At 60.7% G+C, this 15,325-nt stretch carries 10 protein-coding genes; 9 read left to right on the top strand and 1 reads right to left on the bottom strand.

The features are described 5' to 3' along the window. Window positions 1-70 precede the first annotated feature (70 nt). Both HU765_RS11230 and HU765_RS11235 read left to right on the top strand, forming a co-directional pair. A complete protein-coding gene (locus HU765_RS11230) occupies window positions 71-625 on the top strand; it encodes a hypothetical protein (protein ID WP_186620437.1) in 555 nt (184 codons plus the stop codon). A 325-nt stretch (window positions 626-950) separates the two neighbouring features. Then, complete coding sequence (locus HU765_RS11235; RefSeq protein WP_186620438.1) at window positions 951-2,183, top strand: hypothetical protein; 1,233 nt, start codon at window positions 951-953, stop codon at window positions 2,181-2,183. 67 nt (window positions 2,184-2,250) lie between these two features. Here the strand turns inward: HU765_RS11235 and HU765_RS11240 are convergent, their stop codons facing one another. Continuing rightward, complete coding sequence (locus tag HU765_RS11240; protein ID WP_186620440.1) at window positions 2,251-7,146, bottom strand: NAD-glutamate dehydrogenase; 4,896 nt, start codon at window positions 7,144-7,146, stop codon at window positions 2,251-2,253. A 504-nt stretch (window positions 7,147-7,650) separates the two neighbouring features. Between HU765_RS11240 and HU765_RS11245 the strand changes: the two genes are divergently transcribed. From HU765_RS11245 to HU765_RS11275, 7 genes are all read left to right on the top strand, one after another. Beyond that, window positions 7,651-8,004, top strand: coding sequence for a hypothetical protein (locus HU765_RS11245; protein ID WP_186620442.1), 354 nt, complete (start codon window positions 7,651-7,653; stop codon window positions 8,002-8,004). Between the two features lie 336 nt (window positions 8,005-8,340). Further along, window positions 8,341-9,300, top strand: coding sequence for a MoxR family ATPase (locus tag HU765_RS11250; RefSeq protein WP_007913915.1), 960 nt, complete (start codon window positions 8,341-8,343; stop codon window positions 9,298-9,300). 5 nt (window positions 9,301-9,305) lie between these two features. Beyond that, window positions 9,306-10,250: a DUF58 domain-containing protein gene (locus HU765_RS11255; protein WP_186551679.1), complete on the top strand. Its 945-nt coding sequence runs from the start codon at window positions 9,306-9,308 to the stop codon at window positions 10,248-10,250. Continuing rightward, a complete protein-coding gene (locus HU765_RS11260; protein WP_186620444.1) occupies window positions 10,247-10,744 on the top strand; it encodes a DUF4381 domain-containing protein in 498 nt (165 codons plus the stop codon). The genes HU765_RS11255 and HU765_RS11260 overlap by 4 nt, the downstream gene beginning before the upstream one ends. Next, a complete protein-coding gene (locus HU765_RS11265; protein ID WP_186620445.1) occupies window positions 10,737-11,816 on the top strand; it encodes a VWA domain-containing protein in 1,080 nt (359 codons plus the stop codon). Before HU765_RS11260 ends, HU765_RS11265 begins: the two co-directional genes overlap by 8 nt. Then, window positions 11,813-13,549: a tetratricopeptide repeat protein gene (locus HU765_RS11270; protein WP_186551676.1), complete on the top strand. Its 1,737-nt coding sequence runs from the start codon at window positions 11,813-11,815 to the stop codon at window positions 13,547-13,549. Before HU765_RS11265 ends, HU765_RS11270 begins: the two co-directional genes overlap by 4 nt. After that, the gene (locus HU765_RS11275) at window positions 13,546-15,177 is read left to right on the top strand and encodes a BatD family protein (RefSeq protein WP_186620446.1); all 1,632 of its coding nucleotides are present in this window, start codon (window positions 13,546-13,548) and stop codon (window positions 15,175-15,177) included. The genes HU765_RS11270 and HU765_RS11275 overlap by 4 nt, the downstream gene beginning before the upstream one ends. Window positions 15,178-15,325 lie beyond the last annotated feature (148 nt).

Below are 15,325 nucleotides of genomic sequence, written 5' to 3' on the forward strand. Positions count from 1 at the left end.
GTTTGAACGCGAGCCAACGCTCGTTCAGTTTAACTAAATTCGAATTCGATTTTTATACAAAGAGAAGTTCATGAGCACAAATACAGAGAAATCCTTTATCGCTCGAATAAGCGCCGGCAATGCCCCGGCTATTTTTGTCGATCAGCATCCCATCCAGTTTCCGAAGCATTCGGACCATATTCTCACAACCGCTCACGCCTATTCGGAAATAGCAGAAAGCATGGTCCCCTATGATGGCGGCAATGACGATACGCAGGGTATCGTGGCTTACTTCCGCTGCTACGGCGACTATTACAACATTCAAATACGCAGCGCCCAGCATTTTGGTTACTTCATCAGCAAGGGCCGTGACGGCCTCCTCGGCGCCTATTTTCCAGCCGGAGGCGACACCACTTCGTACAACCTTGTTGATAGTAAGGGCCGCTACGTCACGCTCGACCAATTCACAGGCAACCGCGCAGATATTCGACTGAAAGCACGAAACGACGCCTTCATTAAACGCAAACTGCGGACGGATCCGAATATCTATCTTTATGGCGAAGCACCAGGGGAGTCCGTGACGTTCACTTTGGATATTCTCGAACGCAATGTCGATTACCCGACGTCGACACAACCTTATAGCTAAGCGCGACGATGCATTGAAACAAAGGGCGCCATCGCGAGCAGGCTCACTCCTACAAGGGAACGCATTCCAACTGTGGGAGTGAGACTTACGATGAAACCAGACAACCCAACACAAAAACCTCATACATGAAAAAGCCCCGCCATTCCGCGACACTGGGACTTACAAGCTCTATTCGCCCTGAACTTGCGGCGCAACAATCATATAATCCAAGCCCTGTCTACTGTCAGATTTTACAGTAGACAGCCCTGCTCACCCGCCCCCTAATACATGACCGCTCCGCGAAATATGCTGATGCCTGCAGGAGCGTCAATTTACGGAGCAAAAAATGAAGACTGAAGAGTACAAAGCAGGAGACCTTGATTTAACTTTCGGCGATGACGGCGCCGCTTACTTCCGCGACGTTGACTACCTTTTTGGGATGACGACGGACACGAATGACAATACCTATGCAGCGGGTAGGACTCATGATGACAAGTTTTATGTGGCTCGCATCACCGCCGATGGCAAATTGGATACCAACTTTGGCGGCGCCGGTTACGTCATTGACACCTTTCTTGATGATCACAAATCACAGGCATTGACAGTCAACATAGATCAACAGGGTCGAATATTGATCACCGGTGATCTACGCGGTTGGGGTGACAGAATTTGTGTAGCACGATTTACTCCAGATGGCAGTCTGGATGAGACATTTGCCGACAAAGGCAAAGTGGCGATCCCACCTCCCTCCGACGTTTTTATGAGAGAGCGCTCGCAAAGTGCTGAAGCGAGCTCCCTATCCAATGGTGCGACGGTGTTGAGCGACGGAAAAATCCTGATTTTCTGGAAGTACTTCGGCTATATCACTTACCTCGTACGACTTACCGAAAAAGGAGAACTGGACCTGACATTCAACGGCAGCGGGTATGTCAAAGTTTCCTACAAGGACTACGATCTATATCCCAGCTCAGTGAACGTCATCGAGAGTGAGCGGCTTATCGTCGGTACCTTCGTAATGACCCAACGTCTTAGTTACGGATTGCTGGTGGGGTATGACTTGAATGGACAACTCGATCGCACATTTGCAAAAGACGGATATGCGCTACTCGAAGAACCGTCTGATGCAGGCTCGGAAATATGGAATTTGCAACAAGTGCAGGGCCATCAGATATGGGCAATCGGAAGAACTACAGCGCCTTCCATGGGCTCTGATCTACCACCCACTCGAGGTTTCTTGACCAGACTGAACAAGGATGGCCATCTCGATACAACATTCAACCTCGGCAAGCCGGTGCTCACTCCTGCGGGTTTTTCGGACGAGTGGATTGCAGGAGCTCTCCAGGATGACGGAAAAATCGTATTGGCAGGTTCACGCTTCGCTGCAGGCACCGGCATGCTGGGACGTTACAGATCTGATGGAAGTCTTGATGCAGATTTTGGCGAAAACGGCATCAGATTTTTCCCCAGCGGCGGTAATGCCAGGCTTGTGATACTGCAAAAGGACGGTCGCATACTCGCTGGTGGAGCCGTGTCACAAAATGGTTCCAGAGTTGCCGCAGTATTGCGTTATCACAAATAGCCAAGAAAAAACGTATAAAAAAGCCCCGGCATCTCACGATACCGGGGCTTTTTCATTCAGCCACTACTTATGCCAATTCAAGCTCGGCAGTCGCAGTCACCGCAGGCACAACCGCTTGCCCGCTCAGTGCCAGATCCAGCAGCTCACGGTTGGCCACCGCGTACATGGCGTAGTCCGTGCCGCTCGCCGCACGGATTTCCACCAGCATGGCGCGCCAGCGCGAGATCATGCTGTCGTGCTGGGCCATCCACAGCGCCAGGCGTGCTTCCACGTCCTGGGTGCCGTCGCCCTGTTGCAGGACGGAGATGGTGATGGCGCGCTGTTGCCAGTCGACGTCATCGCGGAACGCTTCACGGGCCAGGGCTTGCCAGTTGTTTTCAACCGGCAATGCGCTGATCTGTTGCAGGTACCAGGTGATGTCCAGTGCACTGCCGACGGCGAAGTAGGCCTTGGCCACTTCGGCCGGGTTCTGCCCGGTGACGTCTGCGGCTTCGATGATCGGCAGCAGCGTGTACAGGTGCGAGGTGCCCGCAACCATACGCGCCAGCAACTCCGGTACACCGGCTGCGACATAAGCCTGATAACGCGCCTGCCAGTTTTCACGGATTTCACCGCTGAGCAGTTCGTCGAGCTTCAGACCCAGTTCTTTCAGGTGCGGACCGAAGTGCGCGACGTCACGGGCAGCGTTCTGCTCGTTGCGACGGGCACGCAGGAACCAGCGCGTGGCACGGCGACCCAGACGCATCAGCTCGTCCATCAGCTCCAGCTGCACGTCAGCGGACACCTGATAGTCCAGCGCTTCGATCTGACGGAACCAGTGCGGGAGGTGGAAGATGTCGCGCACGATCACATAAGCGCCAGCCACGTTCGCCGGGCTCATGCCGGTCGACTCTTTGAGTCGCTGAACGAAGGTGATGCCCATGTGGTTGACCAGATCGTTGGCGATCTGGGTGCTGACGATCTCGCGCTTCAGACGGTGGCGACGCATGGCTTCGGAGAACTTGCTGACCAGGGTCGGCGGGAACGCCGTTTCCATGTCGCGGGTCAGGTAATCGTCGTCCGGCACCCGCGAGCCCAACAGCTGCTCTTTCAGGTCGATTTTGCTGTAGGAGATCAGCACCGACAGTTCAGGACGGGTCAGGCCGTGGCCCTCAGCGACGCGCTCGGTCAGTTGCTCTTCGGTCGGCAAGAACTCGATGGCGCGGTCCAGCTTGCCACGGCCTTCCAGATCGCTCATCAGACGCTTGTACTCGGCAATGCGCGCGTAAGCACGACGCGCCGCCAGGGACAGGGCCTGAGTCTGCTTGTAGTTGTTGCCAAGCACCAGATTGCCGACTTCGTCGGTCATGCTCGCCAGCAACTGGTTGCGTTGCTTGTCGGTCATGTCGCCGGCCTGAACCACTTCGTTCAGCAGGATCTTGATGTTCACTTCGTGGTCGGAGCAGTCCACGCCACCGGCGTTGTCGATGAAGTCGGTGTTGGAACCGCCACCATTCAGACCGAATTCAACACGGCCCAGCTGGGTCATGCCGAGGTTACCGCCCTCGCCCACGACTTTGCAGCGCAGTTCGTTGCCGTTGACGCGCAGTGCATCGTTGGCCTTGTCGCCCACGTCGGCATGGCTTTCGGTGCTGGCCTTGACGTAAGTACCGATACCGCCGTTCCACAACAGATCCACCGGTGCCTTGAGCAAGGCATTGAGCAGTTCGGTCGGGGTCAGCTTGTCGGCCTGGATGTCGAAGCGTTCTTTCATCTGCGGCGAGATCGCGATGCTCTTCGCGCTGCGCGAGAAGATACCGCCACCTTCGGACATGATGCTGGTGTCGTAGTCGGTCCAGGCCGAACGCGGCAGGTCGAACAGACGCTGACGCTCGACGAAGCTGGTCGCCGGGTCCGGATTCGGATCGATGAAGATGTGCATGTGGTTGAACGCAGCCACCAGTTGCAGCTTGTCGGACATCAACAGGCCGTTACCGAACACGTCACCGGCCATGTCGCCGACGCCCACCACGGTGATGCTGTCTTCCTGAACATTGATGCCGCGCTCGCGGAAGTGGCGCTGTACGCCGACCCACGCGCCCTTGGCGGTGATGCCCATTTTCTTGTGGTCGTAACCGGCCGAACCACCAGACGCAAACGCGTCACCCAGCCAGAAGCCGTAGTCGATGGCGATGCCGTTGGCGATGTCGGAGAAGGTTGCAGTGCCCTTGTCCGCGGCGACCACCAGGTACGGGTCATCGTCGTCGTGACGCACGACATTGACTGGCGGCACCAGCGCGCCGTCCTTCAGGTTGTCGGTGATGTCCAACAGACCCGAGATGAAGATGCGGTAGCAGGCGATGCCCTCGGCCGCGATCTCGTCACGGCTGCCGCCCAGTGGCAGGCGACGCGGCAGGAAGCCGCCCTTCGCACCCACCGGTACGATGACCGAGTTCTTCACTTGCTGGGCTTTTACCAGGCCGAGGACTTCGGTACGGAAGTCTTCTTCACGGTCGGACCAGCGCAGGCCACCACGGGCAACGTTGCCGAAGCGCAGATGCACGCCTTCGACGCGTGGCGAGTAGACGAAGATTTCAAACTTCGGCACTGGCTTCGGCAGCTCAGGGATTGCATGCGGGTTGAACTTGAAGCTGAAGTACGACTTGTTCTGGCCGTTAGCGTCAGTCTGATAGAAGTTGGTACGCAGGGTGGCTTTGATCAGGTCCAGATAACGCCGCAGGATGCGGTCTTCATTGAGCACCTGAACATCGTCCAGTGCAGTCAGAATCGCTTGTTCCAGACGCAGTTGCTTGTCTTCCAGATCATCGCTGCCGAGCTTGCGCGCCAGATAGAAACGGGTCTTGAACAACCGGGTCAGTTCGCGAGCGATGTCGGTGTGGTTGTTCAGGGTGCTGGCGATGTAACCCAGATCGAAGCCCAGACGAATCTGCTTCAGGTAACGGGCGTAGGCACGCAGCAGCGCAACGTCGCGCCATGGCAAGCCGGCGGTCAGCACCAGACGGTTGAACGCATCGTTCTCGGCATCGCCACGGACGATGTGGACGAAGGCGTCCTGCAGGGTGTCGTTGAGTTGCTGGATGTCGAGGTCCAGGCCTTCAGCGGCAGTGAAGGCGAAATCGTGGATCCAGAACTCGCGGCCATTGGTGTGACGCAGGCGATACGGGAATTCACCCAGCACGCGCAGGCCGAGGTTTTCCAGAATCGGCAGGACGTCGGACAGCGCCAGCGGCGTGTCGGCGTGATACAGCTTGCAATGCAGCTCGCGCTGGCCGGAAACCTGGCCCAGCGGCTGATAGAAGCTCATCACCAACGGATTTTTTTCGTTGAGGCTCAGCAGGTGCTGCATGTCGACCACGGCCGAATGCGCCGCGAAACGCTCGCGATAGCCGGCCGGGAAGCCTTTCGGGAAGTCGGCCAGCACGTTGGTGCCGTGGGCTTCGCCGAAGCTTTCGATGGTCAGTGCGGCGTAGTCGTCCTGCCAGCTGCGGCAGGCCTGGACCACTTCCTTTTCCAGCAGCAGCGGATCGATGTCGAGACGGTTTTTCGGATCGACACGCAAGATCAACTGCACGCGGGCCAGTACCGACTCGGAGAAGAACGTCCAGAATTCGCAATCGGAGGCCTTCAGGCGCTCCATCAGCACTTGCTGGATTTTCTGGCGAACTTCGGTGGAATAGATGTCGCGCGGCACGTAGGCCAGGCAGTAGCAGAAACGCCCGTACGGGTCTTTGCGCAGGAACACGCGAATCTTGTTGCGCTCCTGGATCTGCACGATCGACATGACCGTGGTGAACAGTTCATCGACCGGGGTCTGGAACAGGTCATCACGCGGCAGCACTTCGAGGACCTGTGCCAGTTCCTTGCCCAGGTGAGCCTTGGACTGGAAGCCGGAGCGGCGCTCGATCTCTTCGACCTTGCGGCGGATGAACGGGATGACCCGCACGCTCTCGCCATACACCGAAGAGGTGTACAGGCCCATGAAACGGTGTTCCTTGATGACTTTGCCGTCGGCGTCGATTTCACGGATCGACACGTAGTCCGGATAAGCCGGACGGTGCACACGGCTCGGGTGCGCGGCCTTGGCGAACGACAGCAGGGTCGGCTCGCGCAGGTAGGCCACGGCGTAGTCTTCGATGCGCAGGTCTTCGTAGGTCAGGCCGGTGCGCAGCAATTTGGTCAGGCCGAGGAAGGAGCTCTGGTCGTACTCGATGTGGCCGCCGTCGGCCTGATCGGTGACCACGAACTCTTCGTAGCCGAGGAAGGTGAAGTGGTTGCCCACCAGCCATTCCAGGAAACTTTTGACTTCGTTCTTCTCGTCGGCATCGACGGCAAAGGCGCTGTTGTCGAGACGGGTGAGGATGTCCTGCACCTTGGCCTTCATCGGCTCGAAATCGGCGACCGCGACGCGGACTTCACCGAGAACCTGTTCCAGCTCTTTGCTCAGCACGTTCAGTTCGGCCGCGTTGGCGCAGCGGTCGATTTCCAGGTACATCAACGATTCGTGCAGCACGCCTTCGCCGGTGCTGCCTTTTGGCAGGATTTCCAGCAGCTCGCCCTTGCTGCCACGGCGTACGCTGAGCACGGTGGTCTGCAGGGTATGAATGCTGTAGCCGCGACGGTTCAGCTCGGTGCGGACCGAGTCGACCAGAAATGGCAGGTCGTGGTGCAGGACTTCGACCGCGGTGTGGGTCGACTGCCAGCCGTGGCGTTCGTAATCAGGGTTGTAGACGCGCACTTGCGGTTGCGCGTGATCGAAGCGCTCAAGCAGGCGCCACGCAGAGAGAGTACAGCCAGCGAGGTCGGAGAGGCGACGTTGGGTCAGCTCGTCCAGGGAAATGATGCCGAAGAATTGTTCAGCGAACAGCGCCACTTGTGGCAGTGCCTGTTCACTGATGTGCTGCGCCAGTGCCGCTTGCAGTTGGTGCTGGAAGTCGGCTTTGCTGGCTGCGGTGAAGAACGCCATCTGTGGTACTCCGCTTAAGCTTGTTATTGATGGAAAGCGTCGCGTGCAACACCCCTTGCGGGGCTTGTGTCGCCCTGTTCCTGATTCTCGGGCAGAGGAAACAGGGTGACAGGTGGGTGAAGCTGGACGGGACACTCAGGTCACATTCACCTTCCATTGAATGAGCATCTGCAAAAGCGACTGTGCGGACCTGCAACAATGCCTTTACGGGTGCTCATCCGTTGCGCAGCTTAAAGGGTGCGACAATGTGTCTGCTTGCGGTGCTGCGACATATTCGGTCATTGGCACGTAAACCGAAGCCCGGGCACCGATAAACACTAGCAGGCATGGCGGAAAACGGCGGCGTGAATACCCGTTTTTACGGGACATCCGTGCCAGGTACGACCCTTGATGCGCGTCGAGCTCACGACACATCTTCTGACACTCTCACATGCAGAAATTCCCGCGGGCTGGCAGAATCGCGGCCAATTGCGCCCCACACGTCCGTCGAGACAGGAATTTCCCATGCAAATGACCACCGCCCTACTGATCGTCAACCCGTGCGACGACGAAGAAGACAACATGGCCATGCTCTGCTGCCACAGCGACAAGGGCGAGATGTTCTTGATGAGCCGCTATCCGGATGAGGATGAGCTGGAGATCACCCTGGATGGCGAGCCGTCGACGCTCGATGGCGTTAAAGTCACCCTGACCAAAACTCTGCTGAAGATCGAAATCGCCGCAGCGGATGCCGATGCGCTGAATGGCGATGATGTGCTGGAGATCAGCTTCAACCCGGATATGGTGGACATGGATGAGGTTGTCGAGACCCTGAAGAATATTCTGGATGGCACCGGGACCTTTATCAGCGAACTTTGAGGGTGGCTGGGCGGGCCTCATCGCGAGCAGGCTCACTCCTACAGTACGGTGTACGACAATCCCATGTAGGAGTGAGCCTGCTCGCGATAGGGCCAGAACTGCCGCCCGCGAAATTTCCTGCTGCCAGAAGATCAAAAGATCTTCCGATCGCGGCCCGAGCCTTCGGCAGCTCCCACAGGGGATCGCCCTCCAATCCAGAAGCTGCCCGAAGCCGCGATCTTTTGCACTTTGCGCAAAATGCCGTTAGTCGCCACCCCCCGCGATGGATTAAAGTAACGCCCCCAGCCCCGGCGTTATCCGAACGCTCGGGCCACCCCTTTCCAGGAACAGTCACCGATGGAACATCGTGAAGCGCTGCTGGCGCTGCGAACCTTTCTTTCAACGCAGATTCTCGGCCAGGAAAAACTCATCGAGCGTTTGCTCATTGCCCTGCTCGCCGACGGCCACATGCTGGTCGAAGGCGCTCCCGGTCTGGCCAAGACCAAAGCGATCAAAGAACTCGCCGAGGGCATCGAAGCCCAGTTCCATCGCATTCAGTTCACCCCGGATCTGCTGCCCGCCGACATTACCGGCACCGAGATCTATCGCCCGGAAACCGGCAGTTTCGTGTTCCAGCAAGGGCCGATTTTCCACAACCTTGTGCTGGCGGACGAAATCAACCGTGCGCCGGCCAAGGTGCAATCGGCGCTGCTCGAAGCGATGGCCGAGCGTCAGGTCAGTGTCGGCCGCAGCACGTATGAGCTGTCGCCGCTGTTTCTGGTGATGGCCACGCAGAACCCGATCGAGCAGGAAGGCACCTATCCGCTGCCGGAAGCGCAGCTCGACCGTTTCCTGATGCACGTGAAGATCGGTTTCCCCGACGCCGCCGTCGAACGCCGCATACTCCAGCAGGCCCGTGGCGAAGCACTGAATGGCGAGACCAAGCCCGAACGCCGGGTCAGCCAGCAGGCGATTTTCGCCGCACGCAAGGAGATTCTTGGTTTGTACATGGCCGACGCCGTGGAGGAATACCTGGTGCAACTGGTCATGGCCACGCGCAACCCGGCCAAGTTCGACCCGGAGATGGCCGAGTGGATCGCCTACGGTGCCAGTCCACGGGGTTCGATTGCCCTGGATCGCTGCGCCCGTGCCCACGCCTGGCTGGCCGGGCGTGACTTCGTCAGCCCGGAAGACATTCAGGCGGTGCTGTTCGATGTGTTGCGCCATCGCATCATTCTGTCGTTCGAAGCGGAAGCCGCCGGCATCGATCAGGATCGCGTGGTGCAGCGGATTCTTGACGTCGTCGCCGTCGCTTGACCCCCATGAACGCCGCCCTGCCCACCGAACCCGGTATCCGCATCAGCCTCGCCGAGCTGATCGAGATGCGCCACCGTGTCCGCGAGGTGCAGTTGTTCTCCACGCCGAGCCAGCGCAGCCCGTTGATCGGCCTGCATCACTCGAAATTCCGCGGTCGTGGCGTCGATTTCGACCAAGTGCGGGTGTATCAGGCCGGCGACGACGTGCGCACCATCGACTGGCGCGTCACCGCCCGTACCCAGGAACCGCACACCAAGCTGTTCCATGAAGAGCGCGAGCGGCCGATTTTCATCATGGTCGAGCAAAGCACGCGGCTGTTTTTCGGCTCGGGACTCATGTTCAAATCGGTGCTGGCGGCACAAGTCGCCGCGCTGATTGGCTGGGCCGCGCTGGGCCACAATGACCGCGTCGGCGGGCTGGTGTTCGGCGACAACGAGCATTACGAAATCAAGCCACGACGCAGCAAGCAAAGCCTTTTGCAGTTGCTCAATCGTCTGGTCAAGGTCAATCAGTCACTGCACAGCGAACGCGAGCCGGATCGCGATGCCTTGGGTGTAGCCCTGCGCCGTGCCCGGGAGGTGTTGCGCCCGGGCAGTCTGGTGGTGGTGATCTGCGATGAGCGCGCCCTGTCCGATGGCGTTGAGCAGCAATTGGGCCTGCTGTCGCGCCATTGTGACCTGCTGATGCTGCCGCTCTCTGATCCGCTCGACCACGCCCTGCCTGCCGCCGGCCTGCTGCGATTCGCCGAACGCGGCGCGCAATTGGAACTCGACACGCTGAACTTCGATCTGCGCCAGAGCTATCGCGCCCAGGCCGAAGCACGCATCGCTCGTTGGGAATTGCTCGCGCAGAAGCTGCGGGTGTTGTTGATGCCGCTGAGCACGCAGAGCGAAATGGTCGAGCAGATGCGCGAGTTTCTTAATCCGCAGCGTCCGGGGAAAGGTCGATGAGCGGCCTCGATCAACTGCAACCGCTGATCTCGCCGCCACCGATAGCCTTCTGGCCACCGGCGCCGGGCTGGTGGCTACTGCTTCTGTTGCTGCCGCTGCTCGGTTTCGCGGTGTGGCGTTTGCGCGGTTTTCTTCCGATGAAAAAACGCCCGGTCGCGCGCGCCGAACAGCCGCTCGACCCGGTGCGCATCGCGGCGCTCGCCGAACTCGCGCAAATGCCCAAGCCCTATGATGGCGCGCCGGCCGGCGCCTGGCTGCAGCAACTCAACGGTCTGCTGAAACGCCTGTGCCGCAACCACTATCCTTACAGCCAGAGCCACACACTTAACGGGCGCAAATGGCTGGCGTTCCTCGATAACCGCTGCCCCGCCGCCGGCCTGACGCGGTGGATGGTGCTGGTCGAAGGCGCCTACAAGCCCGAATGCAAACTCGACGACAAAGCCATCGCCGGCCTGACCCAAGCGGTCGATACGTGGATTCGCAAACATGTTTGAATTCGCCTGGCCGTGGATATTTGCCTTGTTGCCGTTGCCGTGGCTGATGCGCCTGGTGCTGCCTGTGGCCGACAGTGGCGAGCCGGCGCTGAAAGTCAGTTTCCTCGCCGATCTGGAAGGCCTCGCCCGCCGCCGCGCCCGCGCCCATCTGCCGGGCTGGCGTCAGCAGGCGCCGTTCGTGCTGTTGTGGCTGGTTCTGCTGATGGCTGCCGCCCGTCCGCAATGGCTCGGCGAGCCGCTGCCGATTGCCGCCAGCGGGCGCGATTTGCTGGTCGCGGTGGACGTATCCGGTTCGATGGACTTCCCCGACATGCAGTGGCAGGACGAAGAAGTCAGCCGCCTGTCACTCGTCCAGCATCTGCTCGGCGATTTTCTTGAAAGCCGCGACGGCGACCGGGTCGGTTTGATCCTGTTCGGCAGCCAGGCCTATCTGCAGGCACCGCTGACGTTCGACCGCCATACCGTGCGCGTCTGGCTCGACGAGGCGCGGATCGGCATCGCCGGCAAGAACACCGCCATCGGCGACGCGATTGGCCTGGGCCTCAAACGCCTGCGCCTTCGGCCAGCACAAAGCCGCGTGCTGATTTTGGTCACCGACGGTGCCAACAATGGCGGCGAGATCGATCCGCTGACCGCTGCAAAACTGGCCGCCAGCGAAGGCGTGAAAATCTATCCGATCGGCATCGGCGCCAACCCTGAAGACAGCGGCTCGACCGGTCTGCTCGGCGTCAACCCGAGCCTGGACCTTGACGAGCCGTCGCTGAAGGCAATTGCCGAAGTCACCGGCGGCCAGTATTTCCGTGCCCATGACGGCAAGGAACTGCAAACGATCAAGGACACCCTCGACCAGCTCGAACCGGTGACTCAGCAACCGACCCAGGCGCGCCCGGCCCAGGCCTTGTATCACTGGCCTCTGGCGCTGGCGCTGTGGTTGAGCCTGTTGCTGGTCGCCCGCGAACTGTGGCCGGACAACCCGCTGCAACGCCTGCTCAACAAGGAGCTGAATCTGCAGAGTCCGTTGCCTGACTGGCGCGAACGCCTTAAACGCTTGCGTTTGCGGAGGCGCCGATGATCGCGCTCTGGCCGCACTGGTTCCGTCCCTGGTGGCTGTTGCTGTTGCCGCTGCTCGGCTGGCTGCTCTGGCAACTCTGGCACCGGCAGAAACGCGCCGGACGCTGGCAGATGATTCTTCCGCCAGCCTTCCATTCAGCGTTGCTCAGTGGGGGCAATGGTCGCGAGAGCAAACTGCCGTGGATTGCCCTCGGCGTGGCGTGGCTGCTAACCCTGCTGGCGTTGCTCGGGCCGAGTTGGGAACGGGTTGAACAGACCAGCCAGAAACCCGCCGATCCGCTGGTGGTGGTGCTGGAGTTGACCGCGGAAATGCTCGCCACCGACTCGCCGCCGACGCGCCTCGAACAAGCCCGGCGCAAGTTGTTCGATCTGTTGCAGGCACGCAGCGATGCGCAGACGGCTATCGTGGTTTACGCCGGCAGCGCGCACACGCTGGTACCGCTGTCCGATGACCTGGCGACCAGCCGCAATCTGCTCAACGCCCTCAAGCCGTCGCTGATGCCGCAAAGTGGGCATCGCGCCGACCTCGCCGTCAGTAAAGCGCTGGCGCTGCTGCAACAGGGTGCCCTCGGCCAGGGGCGGATTTTGCTGGTGGGTTCAGCCCTGACCGAAGAAGAACGTCAAGGCATACGCCGCGCGCTCAACGGCGAATCGGCGCAGTTGCTGATGCTCGGCATCGGCACCGCCGAAGGTGCGCCGATTGCCCAGGAAGACGGCAGCTTCCTCAAGGACGAGCAGGGGGCGATCCGCGTGCCGCAACTCGACAGTCCGGGACTGGCGGCATTCCTCAACAGCGTCGGTGGCGAATACCGAGCGGCGCAACTGGACGAAGGCGATCTCGCCGCGCTCGGCCTGCTCAGCGGCCCACGCAGCCTGCGTGACGATGGTCGCACCGTGCGTCTGGATACCTGGGCCGATCAAGGTTACTGGCTGCTGCTGCCACTGTTATTGCTCGCCGCGTGTGCGGGTCGGCGTGGCTGGCTGTTCTGTCTGCCGCTGCTGTTCTGCCTGCCGCAGCCCAGCTACGCGTTCGACTTCGAAGACCTGTGGCTGCGCCCCGACCAGCGAGGCCTGCACCTGCTCAAGCAGAAGCGTCCGGCCGAAGCCGCGCAACATTTTGCCGATCACCAGTGGCAAGGGGTGGCGTTGTACGAGGCCGGCGACTACAGTGGCGCCGCCCAGCGCTTCGCCGAAGGCAGTGATGCCCGTGCGCACTACAATCGTGGCAACGCACTGGCGAAAAGCGGTGAGCTGGAAGCGGCCATCGACGCCTATGAACAGGCCCTGGAGCTGCAACCGGATTTGCGTCCGGCGCAGACCAACAAAGCGCTGGTCGAAAATCTGCTGAAGCAGAAAAACGCTCCACCACCGGCCGAACCGGACAATCAGCCAAACCAACAAAGCCTGCCCGGCGATGAGCCACCGCCCGCCACCGCGCCTCCCCCGGCGGTGACCAGCGAAACCCAAAGCCAGGCGCAACCGGCAGAGTCGGCCAGTGAACCGCCACCGACCACCCCGCCGCAGCCAGGCCCCAACGAAATCGCGGGCAGCGTGGAAGAAGAACAGACCGACACGGTGCCGACCCTGCGCCCGAGCGAAAACAACCTCGAAGGCGAACAGCGGCAGGCACTGGAGCAATGGCTGGGGAAGATCCCGGACGACCCGGGCGAACTGTTGCGACGCAAATTCTGGTACGAACAGCAACAACATCAGGATCAGGAAAACACTCGATGACCCGTTTCACCGCTCTCTTGCTGCCCCTGCTGATCTGCACGGCCACCGCTCAAGCGGCCGAGCTGACCGCCAGCGTGGATCGCAGTCGCCTGAACTCCGGCGAGACGGTCGAACTCACCCTCGAAACTGACGACGTCACGCAGTTCGGCAAGCCTGACCTGTCGCCGCTGGAGCCGTTGTTCGAAGTACGCGGCACACGGCAGGTCAACCAGCTCAACACCCTCAATGGCGACAACCGCGCCACCACGCGCTGGATCGTCACCCTGCTGCCGAAAGAAAACGGCAGCGTGGTGATCCCGCCATTGCAACTGGGCGAAGTGCAGAGCCAGCCGATCACCGTACAAGTGGTTGCCAGCGACACCGTCGAGGACAAGAGCAGCCTCGATCCGGTGTTCATCGAGGCCAACCTCGATCAGTCCAGCGTCTATGTGCAGGCCCAGGCCATCCTGACCTTGCGCATCTACCATTCGGTGTCGCTGTACGACGACAGCAGCCTGAGCCCGCTGCAAATCGCCGACGCGCGGATCGAACAACTGGGCGACACGCGCACCTACGAAAAAGACCTCAACGGTGTACGCCACGGCGTGATCGAGATGCGCTACGCGATCTACCCGCAACACAGCGGCTTGCTGACCATCGCCCCGCAAACGTTCAGCGCCACGCTGGTCGATACGGCGCCATCACCCGATTCCTCGGGGCCGAAACCCGGCAAACTGATGCGCGTGAGTTCCTCATCCATCCCGCTGACGGTCAAACCGAAACCGCTGACCTATCCGGTCGATGCCCCGTGGCTACCGGCGCGCAGCCTCAGCCTCAGCGAAAGCTGGAGCCCGGAACCGGAACACACCCAGGTCGGCGATTCCCTGACCCGCAGCCTGACCCTGAAAGTCGAAGGCCTCGCCAGCTCGCAACTGCCAGCGCTGCCCGCCACCGACGTCAACGGCCTGCGCCGCTACCCCGATCAACCCGTGCTGAGCAACCAGAGCAGCGACCGCGGCATCATCGGCAGCCGTGAAGAACGCGAAGCCCTGGTGCCGAGCCGCAGCGGCGCGATCGACCTGCCGACCGTCGACGTGGTCTGGTGGAACACCTTCGAAGACCACCTGGAACACAGCAGCCTGCCGGCGCGCACCCTGCAAGTGGCGAACAACCCCAGCCTGCAAATCGACACGCCGGCCGGCACGCTTCAACCCGCCATGCTCGACAACGACACGCTGTGGTGGTGGAAACTCAGCACGCTGATCCTCGCCTGCACCACCCTGCTCGGCTTCGGCCTGTGGTGGCGTGCACGCTGGCAACCGGCAATCCACCGAGCCGCCCAGACCGGCCCGAGTCCACGCACATTGCTCGACGACATCAAGCGTGCGAGCCAGGCCAACGATCCCCACGCCACCCGCCAGGCGCTGGACGCCTGGGCGCGGCAACAGCCAGAGACACTGGCGGACATGGCGGCGCGGTTTGTGCCGCTGTCGGACGCGCTGGACGGGCTGAATGGTGCGCTGTACAGCGAGACGGGGCAGCATTGGCAAGGTGAAGATCTCTGGCGGGCGATCCGGACAATTCCGGCGGCGGAACGGGTGCAGGACCCGGTGAGTGAGAGTGGGTTGCCGCCGCTTTATCCCAAGTAGCGCTGCACAGGGACCCTGTGGCGAGGGGATTCAGCGAAACGTCGCACCGCCCCGTTGGGCTGCGTAGCGGCCCCAAACCGGTACCCGTGATCTTTCTGAGGGACCGCGTTGGCTGATTTGACGACTGCTTCGCAGCCGAACGGGGATA

It is taken from the genome of Pseudomonas sp. SWRI81, from assembly GCF_014268545.1.
GTDB lineage: Bacteria > Pseudomonadota > Gammaproteobacteria > Pseudomonadales > Pseudomonadaceae > Aquipseudomonas > Aquipseudomonas hamedanensis.